The 17,492-nt window shown below is 36.1% G+C and carries 17 protein-coding genes; 10 read left to right on the forward strand and 7 right to left on the reverse strand.

Translation table 11 applies throughout. The features are described from left to right. Positions 1 to 11 precede the first annotated feature (11 nt). The 6 genes from CEF18_RS19170 to CEF18_RS19195 all read left to right on the forward strand — a co-directional run bounded on the left by CEF18_RS19170 (position 12) and on the right by CEF18_RS19195 (position 6,415). Positions 12 to 806, forward strand: coding sequence for an MBL fold metallo-hydrolase (locus CEF18_RS19170; RefSeq protein WP_110938117.1), 795 nt, complete (start codon positions 12 to 14; stop codon positions 804 to 806). 319 nt (positions 807 to 1,125) lie between these two features. Further along, the gene (locus tag CEF18_RS19175; protein ID WP_110938118.1) at positions 1,126 to 2,373 is read left to right on the forward strand and encodes a S1C family serine protease; all 1,248 of its coding nucleotides are present in this window, start codon (positions 1,126 to 1,128) and stop codon (positions 2,371 to 2,373) included. Between the two features lie 279 nt (positions 2,374 to 2,652). Next, positions 2,653 to 2,826 (forward strand): CxxH/CxxC protein, encoded by a 174-nt coding sequence (locus tag CEF18_RS19180; protein ID WP_147422006.1) that lies wholly within the window; start codon positions 2,653 to 2,655, stop codon positions 2,824 to 2,826. Between the two features lie 325 nt (positions 2,827 to 3,151). Beyond that, a complete protein-coding gene (rlmH, locus tag CEF18_RS19185; RefSeq protein ID WP_110938120.1) occupies positions 3,152 to 3,631 on the forward strand; it encodes a 23S rRNA (pseudouridine(1915)-N(3))-methyltransferase RlmH in 480 nt (159 codons plus the stop codon). Positions 3,632 to 4,594: 963 nt separating this feature from the next. After that, positions 4,595 to 5,782 (forward strand): ParM/StbA family protein, encoded by a 1,188-nt coding sequence (locus tag CEF18_RS19190; protein WP_110938121.1) that lies wholly within the window; start codon positions 4,595 to 4,597, stop codon positions 5,780 to 5,782. 9 nt (positions 5,783 to 5,791) lie between these two features. Further along, complete coding sequence (locus tag CEF18_RS19195; protein WP_110938122.1) at positions 5,792 to 6,415, forward strand: SAM-dependent methyltransferase; 624 nt, start codon at positions 5,792 to 5,794, stop codon at positions 6,413 to 6,415. Between the two features lie 381 nt (positions 6,416 to 6,796). Here the strand turns inward: CEF18_RS19195 and CEF18_RS19200 are convergent, their stop codons facing one another. After that, positions 6,797 to 8,224 (reverse strand): FAD/NAD(P)-binding protein, encoded by a 1,428-nt coding sequence (locus tag CEF18_RS19200; RefSeq protein ID WP_110938123.1) that lies wholly within the window; start codon positions 8,222 to 8,224, stop codon positions 6,797 to 6,799. 471 nt (positions 8,225 to 8,695) lie between these two features. Continuing rightward, the gene (locus tag CEF18_RS19205; protein ID WP_183041155.1) at positions 8,696 to 9,334 is read right to left on the reverse strand and encodes a YitT family protein; all 639 of its coding nucleotides are present in this window, start codon (positions 9,332 to 9,334) and stop codon (positions 8,696 to 8,698) included. A gap of 171 nt (positions 9,335 to 9,505) precedes the next feature. On the opposite strand from CEF18_RS19205, the gene CEF18_RS19210 reads away from it, so the two are divergent. The 3 genes from CEF18_RS19210 to CEF18_RS19220 all read left to right on the forward strand — a co-directional run bounded on the left by CEF18_RS19210 (position 9,506) and on the right by CEF18_RS19220 (position 10,598). Beyond that, complete coding sequence (locus CEF18_RS19210; protein WP_110938125.1) at positions 9,506 to 9,949, forward strand: Lrp/AsnC family transcriptional regulator; 444 nt, start codon at positions 9,506 to 9,508, stop codon at positions 9,947 to 9,949. 38 nt (positions 9,950 to 9,987) lie between these two features. Continuing rightward, positions 9,988 to 10,176 carry a hypothetical protein gene (locus CEF18_RS19215; RefSeq protein WP_110938126.1) on the forward strand — a complete coding sequence of 63 codons (189 nt, stop codon included), beginning with the start codon at positions 9,988 to 9,990 and terminating at the stop codon, positions 10,174 to 10,176. A 68-nt stretch (positions 10,177 to 10,244) separates the two neighbouring features. Then, positions 10,245 to 10,598, forward strand: coding sequence for a GIY-YIG nuclease family protein (locus CEF18_RS19220; RefSeq protein WP_110938127.1), 354 nt, complete (start codon positions 10,245 to 10,247; stop codon positions 10,596 to 10,598). Positions 10,599 to 10,887: 289 nt separating this feature from the next. Here the strand turns inward: CEF18_RS19220 and CEF18_RS19225 are convergent, their stop codons facing one another. The 5 genes from CEF18_RS19225 to CEF18_RS19245 form a co-directional block, all read right to left on the reverse strand. Continuing rightward, positions 10,888 to 11,283 (reverse strand): hypothetical protein, encoded by a 396-nt coding sequence (locus CEF18_RS19225; RefSeq protein WP_110938128.1) that lies wholly within the window; start codon positions 11,281 to 11,283, stop codon positions 10,888 to 10,890. 266 nt (positions 11,284 to 11,549) lie between these two features. Beyond that, positions 11,550 to 13,505 (reverse strand): FtsX-like permease family protein, encoded by a 1,956-nt coding sequence (locus CEF18_RS19230; RefSeq protein WP_110938129.1) that lies wholly within the window; start codon positions 13,503 to 13,505, stop codon positions 11,550 to 11,552. Further along, complete coding sequence (locus tag CEF18_RS19235) at positions 13,495 to 14,256, reverse strand: ABC transporter ATP-binding protein (RefSeq protein WP_110938811.1); 762 nt, start codon at positions 14,254 to 14,256, stop codon at positions 13,495 to 13,497. The genes CEF18_RS19230 and CEF18_RS19235 overlap by 11 nt, the downstream gene beginning before the upstream one ends. A 99-nt stretch (positions 14,257 to 14,355) precedes the next feature. Continuing rightward, complete coding sequence (locus CEF18_RS19240) at positions 14,356 to 15,360, reverse strand: sensor histidine kinase (protein ID WP_110938130.1); 1,005 nt, start codon at positions 15,358 to 15,360, stop codon at positions 14,356 to 14,358. Beyond that, positions 15,357 to 16,049: a response regulator transcription factor gene (locus tag CEF18_RS19245; protein WP_110938131.1), complete on the reverse strand. Its 693-nt coding sequence runs from the start codon at positions 16,047 to 16,049 to the stop codon at positions 15,357 to 15,359. The genes CEF18_RS19240 and CEF18_RS19245 overlap by 4 nt, the downstream gene beginning before the upstream one ends. A 345-nt stretch (positions 16,050 to 16,394) precedes the next feature. Here CEF18_RS19245 and CEF18_RS19250 point away from each other — a divergent pair, with 345 nt between their 5' ends. Further along, positions 16,395 to 17,393: a methyl-accepting chemotaxis protein gene (locus tag CEF18_RS19250; protein ID WP_110938132.1), complete on the forward strand. Its 999-nt coding sequence runs from the start codon at positions 16,395 to 16,397 to the stop codon at positions 17,391 to 17,393. Positions 17,394 to 17,492: the final 99 nt, after the last annotated feature.

Here is a 17,492-nt window from a genome sequence, read left to right on the forward strand (position 1 = left end):
TGGGTGAGAGAATGAGTTTAAAATTTAGTGTGCTAGCAAGTGGTAGCACTGGAAATGCAATCTATGTAGAGACAGAGAAACAGCGCCTTTTAATAGATGCAGGTCTTAGTGGAAAAAAATTAGAGGAGTGCTTCAAGCACATAAATATATCCCCATCTGATTTGGATGGGCTGCTTGTCACTCATGAACATAGTGATCATATTAAAGGGGCGGGTATCTTTGCCCGTCGTTTCAACTTACCTATCTACGCAAACGAGAAAACATGGCAAGCGATGGATGGCATGCTTGGAACGCTTCCTCTTGACCAAAAATTTCATTTTCACCAGGGAGAAGTTAAGACATTTGGAGATTTAGATGTAGAATCATTTGGAGTCTCTCATGATGCTGCAGATCCGATGTTTTTCTCTTTTCAACACGAAGGGCGTAAATTGACTTTGCTTACGGATACAGGCTATGTAAGTGATAGAATGATGGGAGTATCAAAAGGTTCTCATTCTTTTATATTCGAGTCTAATCACGATATAGATATGCTTCGTATGGGGAGATATCCATGGACAGTGAAACGAAGAATACTAGGTGATGAGGGACACGTTTCAAACAGTGATGCTGGAATCGCCTTGGCAGAAATTGTCGGCTCGAACAATGTAGATGTTTATCTCGCTCATTTGAGTAAGGACAACAACATGAAGGAACTTGCAAGAATGACTGTCCAACAAACGTTGGAAGAATATGATGTGGAGGTAGGAAAACAAGTGAGGCTTTTTGACACGGACCCAACGATTCCAACTCCATTAAAAGTTGTCTAACTCTTTTTTTATAAATGTAAACCTCTTTTACATTGACTGTATTCTTATAGATTTTATTTTAACGGGAACGGGAGTTACTTGATGCTACTTTAATTTTTTTAAGGAAACAAAGATAAGAAAAACAGCCATTATTTTCAATCAGATGTTTATCGTTTCGTGCCTTGGGAAATCCTATTGATATGTGGAATATTAACAAAACTGAGCAGAATGATAGACGAAAATACTAGTAATTTATTGAAATGATCTTACGCTAGATATCTGAATTAAGTACTGTATTTTGAATTACTTTTCTCATATGAGAGATAGAGGAGGGTGTTAGATGGGGTATTATGATGATCATTCAGCAGGTAGAGAAACTCGTAGCAGGAAGCGGCAAGGTGTAAAAGGAGCAGGACTTATTGGATTTTTTGGTGCAGTATTAGGTGCATTGCTAGTTTTACTATCTGTTCCTGTTCTTGCAAATAACGGTTTTTTACCATATGAAGTGTTGCTAAAGAATGCAAATGAAGTTGATAGTGACTTGGTTATTGAGGAAAATACGGATGATGAGAGTGTAGAAACGGAGACGGTAAGTCTGCAAACGACCTCCGAAGTAATTGAGGCAGTTGACCGCGTGTCAGATGCGGTCGTAGGAGTAGTGAATATGCAGCAATCTTCTGGTCTATTTGGGGCTGAAGGCGGTGAAGGCACAGGTTCCGGAGTTATCTATAAGATAGAGGGAGACAATGCTTTTGTTGTCACAAACCAACATGTAATTCAAGGGGCTGGTGAAGGGTCCAGTGAACTAGATGTCACTTTAAACGATGGATCTCGTGTACCAGCCGAACTTATCGGAGAAGATTTGCTAACTGATTTAGCAGTGCTAACGATTGACTCAGAAGGCATAGAAACAGTAGCGGAATTTGGTAATTCAGATGAAGTCCGTGCAGGGGAACCTGCCATTGCAATAGGGAATCCATTATCTTTCGAAGGTTCTGTTACATTAGGAATTATTAGCGCGATCGAACGTAGTTTGCCTGTCGACTTAACAGGAAATGGTCAGCCAGATTGGAATGCGGAAGTATTGCAAACCGATGCAGCGATCAATCCTGGTAACAGCGGTGGTGCTTTACTAAATATACAGGGTGAGGTTATTGGGATTAACTCAATGAAAATAGCTCAATCTTCGGTGGAAGGGATAGGTTTTGCAATCCCCTCAAGCCTTACACTTCCAGTTATTGCTGATATTGAACAATATGGAGAAGTGCAGCGTCCACAAATGGGTATTTTGCTTAGATCCTTACAAGAGATCCCTAGCTTTCATTGGCAAGATACATTAAACCTTCCTGAAGATGTTACTGGCGGTGTTTACGTTGAAGGTGTTGAATCTAACACTCCAGCAGCTAATGCTGGTCTGCAAGAAGGTGATGTTATTGTGGGACTAAATGATGAAGAAATAAATGATTCCCATGATCTTCGCAGCTTTTTATATAAAGATGTAAAAATTGGTGAAACAATTGACGTCACGTTCTATCGTGAAGGAGAGAAACAGACTGTCAAGCTAACATTAGATAAGCAAGTGTTTTAATTATATGCAGGAGGGATAAAGAAGTTATCTCTCCTGTTTTTTATGTATTTGTTTAGAACGACCGATGATAGTATAGTATCTAGAACAGAATGGGTGATTTAAAAGAATAAAGTAGGAATTTATAAGAAAATAAACTAAAAATAAATCAACCTGGCTTAACATGATAATGAGGTAAGAAACTAAGTTATTCACATGTTATGTGGACAAATAGTTTATCAATACTGAAACCTATGTCCGCATGGGATAAGCGGTAGTCAAAAAAGGAGGGGAGTTGTGCTTATGGAGTGGATATTTAGCTGTAAAGAACATGTGGAAGAGGCAATAGAAGAAGCCATTGATGATGAGGGTTTCCCCCCGGAATTAGCTTTAGTTCCCGAACAAGAAAAAACCGAAAAAGTCTGTTTTATCTGTGAACATTCCTCAACCTATATGGTCAAGAAAGTTATTCGATAAGTTACAAACATATCAGAAAAACCACTGTGGAAAACATGTGTATAAGTAGAGTTATGCACATGGTTATCAACAGGGTGAAAGATATACTTAAAAGGTAATTTATTCCCAATGAATGGTATTGGAAGTAAAACGAAGAATAAAGCTAATTTTAAAAGATGTCTAATCTATTATTATAAATTCCAAGAAAAAAGGTGTTTAGTTAACTGAAAATTCGTTGTCCACAAAGAATTTAGAACGAAAACCTTAGTTTAAGCTAGAAAATGGTAGTGGGTTGTGTATATGTGGATAACTTTTGTGGATAACTAACTCAAGAAAGGACACACATATGAATATATCGATTTTTACTGTGGGTAAACTAAAAGAAAAATATTTAAAACAGGGGATTCAGGAATATACGAAACGTCTTTCCGCATATGCAAATGTTGAAATTATCGAGGTTGCTGATGAGAAAGCACCAGAAAATATGAGCAACAATGAAATGATTCAAGTGAAAGTAAAAGAGGGAGAACGGATTTTGTCAAAGATCGGGCAGGACACTCATGTGATCGCTTTGGCTATTGAGGGGAATGCTTGGACGTCAGAACGTCTAGCAAAAGAACTTGACGACCTGGCAACCTATGGGAAAAGTAAAATTGCTTTTGTCATAGGTGGTTCCGTAGGATTAAGTGATGCAGTGCTGAAACGAGCCAATTCGAAGTTATCATTCTCTAAGATGACTTATCCACATCAACTAATGAGGCTCATATTAGTTGAACAAGTATACCGTGCTTTTAAAATCAACCGTAATGAACCGTATCATAAGTAAATGAGGTTTTTCATAATGTATATTAATCAATAATTACCAAAAATTGATAAATCGTTTATTGACGATGTAGCAACTTACCTTAAAAACAGTATCATGGTACAGGCGATGATCAATATGCTTTACATAATGTCATTAAAATTTGTGCAGCGGTATTGAAACTGGTCAGCAATTGGAAGTCTTCTAAATTAGAATTTGATTATGCACAGGGTTTTATCATTAGTAAACCGGGATCTTATGAAGAATTATATGTTGGAGCATCTTTCTTGTAGCTAAGTTTACACTTAGTACCTAACACAGTGTTATGGGGACCATCCTGCGGGCTCTTCAGCTGCTCCTGCGGTTACTCGCCGGCCTTACGCTTCTTCTAGGTTGTGAGCAAAAATAACAAAGTTTGCGTAAACAGCCCTTAAGAAAGACCTAAATGTGAAAAATAATTCTTCAATTGTAATAAAGGGTGGAGTAAAAAATACTTTAATGGTGTTATGAAACGTTGATTGTCAAAGTTAAAATAAATAAGTGTACTGGAAGAACGATCTAGTATACTTTATTTCGATTGATCTATTTTTTTATTGTCATTCGGTCTAGTCTATTGTGATTATTTATAGTTGTTTGGTAGTTGTCGATGGAAGTAAAATAATCGTTATAGAAAGCATTTTTCATGATGGGAAGTATATTCTCTATCTATTTTAAGTGCTTATAAATATTAAATTCACATGTATACAATAGAGTACACAAGAAAACTTTATGTATTCTTTTTGTTTTCGTAATCGTGTACATGTATACAAACTCGTATACATATCTTTGTTAAGGTGTTTACGGAATGTTTCCTTGTATACGTTCGTGTATACAATCACGAACGCAACTTTAGGATGATTGAAGAACGAACTCATCTACTATATTATTTAGTGAATGGTAGATATTAGTTATATAATATTACTAGTAAATGGAGAGGGATGAAAATATATGAGGAAAAGTAGAATTGCAGCAATTGATGTAGGTAATGATTCTATTAAAGCGTTATTTGGAAAAGCAGAATATGAGCTAAACATGCCTAATGTTATTGCGAGAGATACCGAAGATAGACCAGTAATAGGAATAGAAGAATTGGATGATAAAAATCCACTAGAAGGTGTACATATACGAGTCCACTCACCTGCTTTAAGGGAAAACAATGCTATTTATCGTGTCGGTGACTTAGCAACTAAGAGCGGAAATGCAACTGAATTAGATCAAGGTAGCAGCAAATCTGAGGAAGATCAAACATTAATCATGCTTTTTGCTTCTTTGGCATTAGATGCAGCCAGAGCAGAAAATGAGGATTTGTTTGAAAGAAAAGATAGCGTGATTAATGCTAATTATACGCTAGGTACAGGACTACCTCTTCGTGAGGTGAAAGAAGGAAAGGACGTGGGGTATCGTTCACGTCTTTTAGGATCTGTTCATCAAATTGAATTTTTAGTAACTCCCAAATATCAAGGTATAAAGGTGAATATAAAGTTTGACCATGTGAAGGTTTACCCTGAGGGCTTTGCTGCTTATATTAACTTAGTTATGGATAATGATTTAAATATCATTAACAGAGACTTAGTAGATAAGAGAATTTTAATCCAGGACATTGGTGGGTTAACTACAGATATTGCTGTTATTGAAAATCGGAAGGTAGACGATGATAAAGCTCAAGGGTTTAATATTGGAGTATCTGAATCTTTAGAATCTATCAGAGAAGAAATTAGAACAAAACATGGTGTAGAGCTAGATAGTCGTAGAGATGTAGTCGAAGTAATCACAAAGAAACACGATCGAAATCATATTATGGTCAAAGGTAGTCGGACAAGCGTTCATGATATTACGGATAGAATATTATTAGAAATTGCTAAGAAACAATACCGACATTTACGCAATGTTTGGCAAAAAAATTCCCAAACTGAGATTTGTTATTTTGTAGGTGGAGGGTCCATGGTTTTAAAGGAGTATCTCAAAACGATCAATAATAATTTAGATGGTTACAATATTGATTTTTTTGAAGACGAAAAAGAGAGTATTTGGATGATGGCTAATGCGTATTACAAGTTAATCTCCGCTTTTGATAAAAAGAATAATAAAAAACAAGTAGAAGAAGAGGCAGAGAAAAGAACTGTAAAAAACAAATAGGGTGATTTTATGCTAAAAAAGGGGACTGCAAAGATTGAGAGGGGACAGGCGATTACATTTCGCCTACCTTCTGACACACCAGATCATATATTGAGGCAATTACAAAAGTTAAAAGAAACTGAGAGAAGAAACTTTTCCAGTGAAATTGCTAAGTTTATTTTAGACGGGGTAAGTAATTCCCTTTCAAAAGAAAGAGAAACAGTGACAATTCCTCTTCCGAGACAATTAACAAAAGAACAGCGTAATTGGTTAAAACATTCTCACTCTGAAGCTTTGTTAGGGAGTGTCGTCTACCAGTTATTAGCAGATCCGGTTCGAGCAACTTCTTTTCTAGCGTCTCTTAATAGCAACGCGATAGATATTGATGAGGCGTTATATCTACAAGAGACTAATGTCTCAGCGGAAGAATTCAAAACTGGTGACGACCAATCTAATTTTAACCATGAGTTGAAAGAACCTCAGAATCCTGTAACTAATGAAAAAGATGACGTGGAAGATGATTTGATGAACTTTGATTTGACAAAGGCAAGAGAAGAGTATGCATCGTCTTCAGAAGATAGTCAAGAAGAGAAAGTGGAAGAAGAGGATGGAGAAGATTTACTTGGAGATTTTCTAGCACAAATGAACAAGTAAACTATATAACCAAGCATCTTCATAGAACAGTTACAATAGTTTTTAAACAACATGAACACGATGTAAAAGAAGTGTCGAAGAGTGTGTATCAAAAGGTAAAAATGCCTTTTAATACATATGTGTTACATCTTTATTTTATGGTTAAGCAATAGAAATGCCTCATTACCGATGGAGGAAGTAACCTAATGCATTGATGAGCTAAGTGAACCAATAGCCAAGTGTATATAAATGAGGAATAAAACCTCATTTATATACACTTTAGAGAACCATATCATAAGTGAAATATAGTAGATATCTCTTAATTACTACTTAAAACTCCCGTCTCATTTATGTTGGATGACACGGGAGTTTTTTAGTTCGATAATATCTAGAACTAACTTACTATGCCTTTAATTTACTCTTTGACCACTCACCATTAAATTCTGTTTCATTATAGGAAAAGAAGTGATGGAGGACCTTATCACGGTCATCTAAAAAAAGTTGATCTGCTACAGCAGAGACGAGTTTTGGTATACCATATCTCATACCTGATAGTGCAGAAGCGGAGACACCACAACTAATTAAAGCAGAGTAATTAAAAGCAAAAAGCCCATGAAGATCTTTTTTTCCCTTCTCATCCTTACTTAAGAAAGCAAAGCCTGGGCTTAAATAAGGATGTGCGTCTAGTATGGGGTTTGCCAATTCTCTAGGGGCTTTGTAGAAATCACCCCAACGAGCAATATCACTTTCAACAAGCTTTAACTCCGGGCGCAAAGCCGGATCAGTGAGAAGACCAGTACTTATAAGTAAGTAATCAAAGGTGAATCTTCCTTGAGGGGTTGTTATCACTGCCCCCTCTGCTGCAGACTCAACTTCAAGCCACGGAGAATTTAAATGCAGATTAAAACCAGACCATGAGGTTGCACGATCAAAAGTATCATTGGTTGGTGGTTGATTGTGTTTAAAGAAATGGGCGATAGCTGCATATTTATCACCATCTGAAAGGGCATGAAAACGTTCGATCATACCGGAAGCTTCCATTTGACGGATTGGATTAATTCGCGTCATCTCTTTTCGCCGGATAAAAATATGAGCCTCGTCCACACCTTCTGATAAAGCAAAATTAGCGTTATCAAAGGCAGAGGCTCCACCTCCAAGAATACCAATCTTTTTCCCTTTCAGTTTTTGAAAATCAATTGTTTCAGAAGTATGCGCGTAAAGATGTTTTGGTAAATTCTCGGCAATCATCGGAGGTATATGCCACTCTCCGCCACCCTGAATACCAGTAGCAAGAATAACTTTACGTGCAAGTAAGGAAGACGAGGGTGCATTAGGTCCTTCAATGGAAAGTCGGTGCAACCCTTCTTCTAAAGGCTCGATAAGATTGAGTTTGATATTATTCAGGACAGGAAGTTGAAGAACCTTTCGATACCAGCGAAGATAGTTCATCCAATCCCCACGTGGAATCTTATCTACTGCTTCCCAGCCTTTTGCTCCATACTGAGCTTCCCACCATGAACGGAAGGTTAAAGAAGGAATACCAAGGTCAACGGAGGTTAGATGTTTCGGTGTTCTTAGCGTTACCATACGGGCATAGGTTTCCCATGGTCCCTCTGAGCCTTCGTTATTTTCATCGATAACAAGAATGTTGGAGACTCGCTCTCGCAAAAGACCAAATGCGGTGCCGAGCCCACTTTGACCACCCCCGACGATCACTACATCGTATACATGTCCCTCAGGATGATAGAGCATACGGCTCCAATCCTTACCTCCAAAGGCAAGGTAAGAAAGATCAGTTTTCACACGTTCTTTTAAAGCCTTTAAACTCATCATCATCATTCCTTTCAAAATCGTTATTCAAGAAGAGATTATAAAATGTAAGTTTTAGTTTTACAGAAAAAGAAATGGTGAGTTGAGTTATCAATAATACTTTTATTCTTCCGCATATTTTATCACTTAGAATAATTGCATGGCATGGTCATTATGGCTAAAATTGCTTTTTCTTTTTGAACATAATCACTAGATGGATGCACCAAAATGTTCAAAGGTAGATAGGTGGAATATAAAGATAACAGTAAAAAGCATTTGTAAGCTCCGTTATCTTTATTATTTGCTCTTTTGCTATTTCTTCTGTGCAGTATTTACATGTGAGATGATTAGACAAGGTTTGTGATGAAGGCTAGACTTTTTATCTTACGAGCTTGGCATTGGGCAGATACATAGAAGAAATAAACCGGCGGGATAAGGAAAAGAAAAGACGAAGAAGGGACTAATATAATTAGTCCCTTCTTCGTCTATAAATTATGAATTTGCTACGAAGGAAACTTTCGCTGTCGGCGAATACGTTTTGCTTTCCTTCATTGTTTTATTTGGTGAGGCTGTGGCAAAGTTCCCTTTAAAATAGCTGAGTATAGAACTTAAAATAACGATCGATAGGATGGAATACATTCCATTAATAATACCAACTGTAAAAAGACTGATTAATATTACTGAAAAATCGAATGAAAAGCTTACTTTTCCGGGATTAAAGTTGAATTTTTTCTGTAAAAATAATGCTAAAATATGAGCACCTCCAAGTGAAGCGCCAGTAATGAATAAATAAGATACTCCAAGTCCGATGACCACACCTCCCAAGGTGGCTCCTAATAGAGAAGGGATAACAAAGTGAGGTAAGAAAATGTCAATGCTTGTCATTAAAGATAAAAATGAAACGGCTAAGATAGTTGATACTGTGAATCTCCAGCCCATCGTTATAAAAGAGAATATATAGAATGGGATATTGATGATAAAAAAGAATAAACTAAAAGGCATATTGAAAATGTACATAAGGCCTAAAGATAAGCCGGCAGTTCCGCCTGTTAAAAGGTCCGAGTGCTGTAAAATAATTACTCCTAAGGCCACCACAAAGGAACCAAATAGGATTTTTAATAGTTTACTCAAAGTTGATTCCTCCAATAGAAAATACTTTAAAAAGCTATAGTATAATGATAGAACACTATTGGAAAAAAGGGTATGCAAAATAGAATGCGTTTATTCGTTATATGTAATATAATGAATGTATTATCGCGTTTTAGCCTTCAAATTGAAATAATGCCTGGGAGTGATTATAAAATGGACCAAATTGATATCGATTTACTTAAATTACTGCAATCAGACTCAAGAATGCCAATTAGTGAATTATCCAAGCATTTAGCATTGAGCAGGCCGAGTGTTTCGGAACGGGTACACCGTTTACAGGAGAGAGGTGTCATTAAGGAATTCAGTGCTCGAGTTTCTCCTGCGGCAGTAGGACGTGACACAACCTTATTTATACAAATTAGTGAGCTTAAGATTACTCCGCTTGAATTTGAAAGACTAATTAAAGAGGAAACAGATGTCATCGAATGCCACCGTGTGACCGGTCAAACGAGTTATTTTATTAAAGCAGCAGTGAGTAAAATTGAGGGACTGGCCCTGTTAGTGGATCGACTTATCCCATATGGTAAGATAAATACATCGGTAGTACTTAGCTCACCAGTATCATACCGACATATATTGCCTCAAGATACGAAATAATAGAAGACTTTTCGGAGTTGAAAGGAGTTAATTGTTTTATGAGGTATATGAAATCGCAAATGAAAAAACTTGTAAAAGAGAATAGAGAATTACAACAACATTTGAAAGACCTTATCGAAGAACATGATCTGGAAAAGACCTATGCACTTAAGGCTCTGTACCATTCAGAAGTTGCTGACGGCGGGAAATATCAAGAATCTTACCAGGCACTTGACCCGAAGAGCTAGTAAAGATCGCAATATAGGTTGATGTATGGTAATATTTACAGCAATATGACTAGAGGAAGTGAACTTACGTGATAAATATCACCATCCCAACGCCGGACATTACAATTACAAAACAAGATTCTCCAGAAATGAGTAATACTTATGGATTTACTGATTTCCACCTAGTGCCTCGTGATAAGGGCGGGATTCTAATGTTTTTAAATGAGGAAGAAGACTTATTATTTGTTGGAAAAGCGCGGAAATTACGACCAAGATTGAAAAAGCATTTTGAAGATAATGTTTCTCCCATTAAACACCACCGAGACGAAGTGACTAAAATTCTTGTTTGTTTGATTCAAGAGCCTGTCGATCGAGAAATTTACGAAACGTTCATTATTCACGAACTCAAGGCAAAGTATAACGTAGACAAAGTATTTTATTAAGAAAAATAAGCAATAAGTATAGTCCGGGGTGACTACACTTATTGCTTTTTGAATTGCATGCAGCGGAAGCCCTCGCTGTAGCATAAAAGTACACTTTACAAGTCAATTGTTATGTTGATCGTTTCCCTGGACATTTTTGGGTCAGATGGCAACCTCCTTCCGAGATAAAATAAGTCGCTTAATTCTTTCAGTCTTGGTACATGTATCCCCTCCATTATTCTAAATTTACTTCCATCTATTATAAAGGTTCGTTGAAATTACATGTCATATACTAGGACTTGCATTAATCCTATGGATCGGGTCCTTGCTCAGTTCGCTCTTTAAGGGAAGACCTACTTTCTGTTAACTGGTTGTGTCCAGTATTCAGCATCATATAATCCAGCTGTCTCTGAGCAATACTAAATCGTTGCTTCATTTCAAGAGCGTGCATCATATTACCGGTTTTCCAAGTGAGACCGGCCAAATTCCCATTGTGTATCGTTAAATTCTTTTCATATAAATTGGGGAACGTATCTTTTAATAGAGAGGCTATGTAGTTTTCTCCCAGATTCGATTCGAAAGTAATAGAAGAACTTAATGACAGTAAGGTCTCTTTTACACTTTTTTCAGTTTGTGCTAATACTACAGTGGAAAATAAAAGTGTAAATGACAATAGTAGAATAAATGACGGTAACAATATTTTCATAAAAACTTCCTCCTCTAATCTATTAATCTATCTTAGTCTCTATTATAAAAGCTGACTTTTAAAGAGGTTGTCGAACGAACAGGAGGATGTAAAATAAGTTTTGGACAAATCAGGACAAATAAAATTAATATACTAAGTTTAATTTGGAATGGTGACACAGTTAGATATTCGAACAGGGAGAGAAGAGTCTTATTGCGACGAGAGTTTAAAAATTTTTTTCGAGGAATAAATAAAAAAACGAGAGAATTACTCCCTCGTTTTAGAAATTACGTTAAAGACTCCTTAACAACTTTTTTATAATAAAGAACGGAGAGGATTCCGAAGATTGAGTACAAAATGGTGTAAATGCTCATAACAATGATCATCGGTGTCCAAATTTCTGTTCCGAAGAAAAACCAACCGGATTGAACTGCAAAGAAGCTGTGTAGCAGTCCTATGACTAATGGAATTCCAAAATTAAAAAGCTGTTTCACTTGAATTCCTTTTAATAAATCTGACTGAGTGAAACCAAGTTTACGCAATATCGTGTAATTTGATTTTTCATCTTCACTTTCGCCCATTTGTTTAAAGTAGAGAATACAGCCGGATGTATTTAAAAAGGCTAATCCTAAAAAACCTACGATAAACATAATAAGACCCATGTTTATCTTCTGTCTTTTACTAATGTCGTATTGAGAGGTATGACTGAGACCATCAACATGACTGAATGTCATTTCATTAAAAATAGCGTTTGCGTCTTTGATGTGAGCATTGTCTACAACAGAAATTCCAATATATATCGAGGAATCCTTTTGAATCTCCGGATCTAAATCATTTGAGAGACGTTCATAAGTTGATTCATCAACAATGGCTGTAGGAAGACCTCCGTTAGTAAAGTACGCTGAAATAATGGGGGCTTTTTTCAATCCTAAAAATTCTTGCGGAGTAACGTTATTCACTCCATGGAACTCGACTTCGCCTGTATCTTTAAGGGGCATAAATGATTGCATTATATCATTGTAACCTGTGAAAAGGGTTGTTTCTGGAGAAAGACTTATCCCATCGACTTCAAGGTCACTAACCACAGGAACTATCATCATATTTGGATCAAAATTTAACCCATCTATTTCGGCCTCCAATAATGCTTCGATGTTAACCGATACTTGAATAACATCAATGACTCTTTCATTAAAGGAAATTCCATTAGTTGCCAAAGCTTGCTTAAATTGATCAGAATCTTCGCTACTAGTCATCGTGAAATCAGCAGCGACAGCATCTTCCGCGGTTTTTTCTGCTGAATAGTAGGAGATATAGCTTAACGATAGTAAACCAATCGCTAGGGCGGAGACAGTCGTAATAATTGTTAATAATAAAGCATTCGATTTCATGCGAAACATAATTGATGAAAGAGATAATGTTTCGGTAATCGTTAGATAGCCATCTTTCCTTTTTCTAATGAGATGAAAAATAAAATTAACGGAACCTTTATAAAAAAAGTACGTTCCAGTAATGACAGAAGCCAGAATGATGATCATCATAAGGAAAAGATGATTCATTCCCATGAATTTATCATCAAATAACATGGAGGAAAGAAAGTACCCAGATGCAATCAAGACAATTCCAGCAACACCTAGAATTATTTCAAACATAGAGGTTTTTCTTATTTTTATTTCGCTTGTTGATCTGACGTTAAATAATGATAATATACTCGCTCTTTTAATAAAGATATAATTCATCAACATGATAAAAAGATAGATGAGACCAAAGACAACGAGTGTTTGGATAAGTGCCTGGACTGAAAATTGAAGTGTGGCGATGGCATCTATTCCGGTGACTTTAAATAAGATCATCGTCGTTATTTTTGATATAGAAAAGCCTAGAAAGGTTCCGATAATTAATGAGCTAAAATATAGAATGAAGTTTTCGAAACTCAATATTTGAAAGATCTTTCCTTTGGTCATTCCTATTAATTGAAATAATGCCAGCTCCTTACTTCGTCTTTTAATAAAAATATTGTTAGCGTACAAAAGAAAGATATTGACAATACCAATTAGTAAAACGGATGCAGCTTTAACGGCGGCACCACCCTTAATAGATCCTTTTGTTGCATCCATCGAAGGATCGTATTGCAATGTTACAAATGCAAAATAAAGTGCCACGCTAAAGATCAAGGCAAATACATACAGGTAATAGTTCTTTATATTTTTTTTCAGGTTTCGATAGATGAGTTGATTAATGGTCATGGTGTACCCCACCTAATACCCCTTGTGTGTTAATAATGTTCTTGAAAAAAGTTTGTCGTGATTCATTTCCTTTCGTTAATTGTGTATAAATTCGTCCATCTTTAATAAAAATGACACGGTTGCTATAACTCGCGGCAACTGGATCATGAGAGACTAAAAGAATCGTCGCCTTTCGTTTATGATTTAATTCACTTAATTTATTTAATAAATCAGAGGCAGATTTTGAATCGAGTGCTCCAGTTGGTTCATCTGCAAAAATAATACTTGGATCATGAATAAAAGCTCTTGCTGCGGAAGTACGCTGCTTTTGACCACCAGATATCTCATTTGGATATTTATATTTAATATCCAGAATCCCTAGTTGATCTGCGACTTCATTGAATTTTTGATTTGCTTCCTTTTTAGGTGCCTTCGTAATCGATAATGGTAACAAAATATTTTCTTTAACAGTAAGGGTATCTAATAAATTATAGTCCTGAAAAATAAATCCTAAATGATGCTTTCGAAATTCGGCCAACTGTTTTTCTTTCATTCCTGTAATTTCTTTTCCTTCAATTTTGATGACACCTAGACTAACTTTATCAATGGAGGAAAGAACATTTAGTAATGTTGTTTTACCAGATCCAGATGCCCCCATGATGCTGACGAATTCACCTTTTTTGATTGTCAAATCCAAGTCTGTTAAAACTTCCTGTTTATTAAATTTATTTCCATATCTTTTATAAATCTTAGTGGCTTCTAATATATTCACTTTACTCACTCCTTCTCTATCATAGCTTGAGTATAAATGGATTTGTTTGTCATTTCCTTCGATGTAGCGAACATAAACGACAGGCATGTGACAATCTCGTCACATGCCTGTCGTATCAAGGAATTCATTTATTTTTGGGAAAGTTAATGTAAAGGTTGTCCCTCGCTCAAATTCAGAGTAAACCTCTATTTTAATGAGTAACGATTGCGCAATTTTCTTCGTTAAATAGAGTCCCATCCCGGATGCAGCATTATCGTAATGGTCCACAGTAGAAGTAAAACCTTTGTCAAAAATCCGTGGAATGTCCTTCTGAGCAATACCGCGACCAAAATCCTTTACTTCGAGGATTATGTGGTCTTCTTGCTGGAAGCTTTTAACCAAAATATCTGAACCATTACTATATTTAATGGAATTTGTTAAAAGTTGCCGCAGGATAAAGGCAAGCCACTTCCCGTCACTAAGTACTTTTGTCTTCTCTAACTGAAAGTCAAAACCAATTCCTTTTTGAATACACCAGGATTGTAAAGTTTTAATCTCAGCGTAAAAAAGGCTTTCTATATTAGTGACTTCCATATAGAGATCATTTTCTATAAAAGGTATCCGTTTTTGATGAAGCTGCTGATCCAATAAAAGATGAATACGAAGCCATTCAAAGGATAGATGCCGTTTTATTGTTTTGTCCTCTATGCGATCAATCATCAAATGCATCGTAGTCAGAGGTGTTTTCACTTCATGAATCCACGCGAGCATATCGTCCCTCTCCTGTTCTAACGTGAGTAAATTATGGGAGGAGAGTTGCTTCAGTTGTTCTGTTTGTCCAATTATACTGTCAGAAACAATTTGTTCAAAAGGAGTACGAGGGTCTGCTATTTGTGTTAGGTCAAGGTCATTGTCCTGATCGAGTAAACGAGTATAGAATGTTGTTTCTCTATGATAGCGGATAACCAAAAAGATACTAAAAATGAGTAATGATAAAAATATGATATAAAGGATAGACGCAACTGGAATCGTGGGATCGAGATAGGCAACAAAGCAAAGAAGTAACTGCAAGGATAAAAAAAGTATAATCCAACTGAGCCGCTCCATAAGATACTGTTTAATCATAAAGTATTCGTTTCTTCCATAGCGATGTAGCCTTGACCCATTTTTGTCTCAATAAATCTTCCTAATCCGAGCTGTTCCAAACGTTTTCTCAGGCGATTAACGTTAACGGTTAGCGTGTTATCACTGACAAAGCGCTGATCATCCCACAAACTAATGATAAGGTCGTCTCGGCTGACTATTTGATTTTTATGCTCAACAAGAAGTTTTAATATAAAGATCTCATTCTTCGTTAGATCAATCGTCCCTGCATCATTCGTAACCGTGTTTTTCTGATAATCGATTAAAGCACCACACCATGTTTTAAGCTCAATGTCTTCTGCATTGTAGTTATAAACACGACGAAGAATTGCTTGGATTTTGGCAATAAGCACATCAAAATAAAATGGCTTTTGAATAAAGTCATCAGCACCAAGCTGCATGGACATGACCATATCTGTTGGATGGTCTCGTGAGGACAAAAACACGATGGGGACATTTGAATGGTTTCGAATCATTCGACACCAATGAAAGCCATCATATTTAGGTAATTGAATATCAATAATGACTAAATCGGGTTTGATAGCAGTAAATTCTTGAAAAACATGATTAAAATTTGTCACTCCAGAGACATCATATGACCATTGGGTTAATCTTTCTTGGATTTCTTCAAAAAGAGTCGTGTCATCTTCAATTAACATAAGTTTAAACAACGAAATCACCACGCTTTTTAGTGTCAACTCTTAACGTCATTGTATATTAAAATCTATTGGTGCGCTATATTATGTTAATTTTATCTATATATGTATCTATATGGAATGACGGTGAAGGGAGTTTTAAAAGTGTATCTGACTTTCCCTACTATTCATCATTGTTAGAAGAGTATTGAAGAGCCTATTGAAAACATCAAAAACACGATAGTGTCAGTCCACTTTAATTTGTGAATGTGTTCACTATTTTACTAAACATGTGATATAATACCTAAATATTGTTAATAAAATTGATTAAAAGTATCCAGTTTTCAAGAGTTTATAGAAATAATGGGGGGGGACAAAGTAGTGGAAAATACTGCAAATAAAAGTTTGAATGTTTCGTTACTAATGAGTGAATTAAAGCAGGAAAATAGTGATATGCAAGGTGTCATGAAGAATATTCAAAGTATCTCAAGAAAATCAAATATCTTAGCTCTAAATTCGGGAATTGAAGCGGCTAGAGCTGGAGAAGCTGGTAAAGGCTTTGCGGTTGTCGCAACCGAAATCAAGAAATTTGCCGAGGAAAGCCTTAGTGCTAGTAAGGAAAGTGAAAAAATTATAAGTGAAATACAAGATAAAGCAAATGAAATAATTGCTGTAAGGACCGTAGATATTGCTTTTGACACGATTGATAAGATTGATAGGAATTTATTTGAAAGAAATTGTGACGTCCAGGCTTGGGCAACTTTTGATGCTGTTAAAAATTGTCTTATTAGCCCTACGCAAGAGAATAAGAAGATCGCACATTCCTTTTTGACGAATATTTATAAGATATATGAAGTGTATTTTGATTTATTAGTCGTTGATATTAATGGAGAAATCATTGTAGCTTCTCAGAATGAAACCGAGGTCGGAAAAAATATGTCCGATCGAGAATGGTTTAAAGAAACGGTTCAGACAAATAAGGTGCACGTGACTGACATGTATCATTCATCTGTTGTTGGTGGATATACAATGGGATATTCGAGCCCGATTCACAATGACTCAGGTAAGGTCGTAGGAGTACTTACTACGAGGTTTAATTGGGATTTCATTTATGATATTATCGATCGTGTGAAGGTTGCCGAAGATAGCAAACTATATGTTATTAATTCAGAGGGATACATCATTGCCTCAAGAGATCGATCAGGTATTTTAGAGAAAAAACTTACGGACATGGCCGCAGTAAACAATGTTTTGTCAGGTAAGGAAACGCATGGATATATGATTGAAAACAAGCAAATACATGCTTATTGTTTAACGAATGGATACAACGCTTATAAAGGAAAAGGTTGGACAGTCATTGTTATTGAATCCATCGCATAAATGTTTTATTGAATAGATATAGGCAATACAATAGGCTTCCTCTCCAGCTTATTAGGATAAATGATGCTCCTAATAGGCTTTTAGTGCGGATGGGTTTGA

The organism is Salipaludibacillus neizhouensis (assembly GCF_002886185.1).
GTDB classification, from domain to species: Bacteria; Bacillota; Bacilli; order Bacillales; family Salisediminibacteriaceae; genus Salipaludibacillus; species Salipaludibacillus neizhouensis.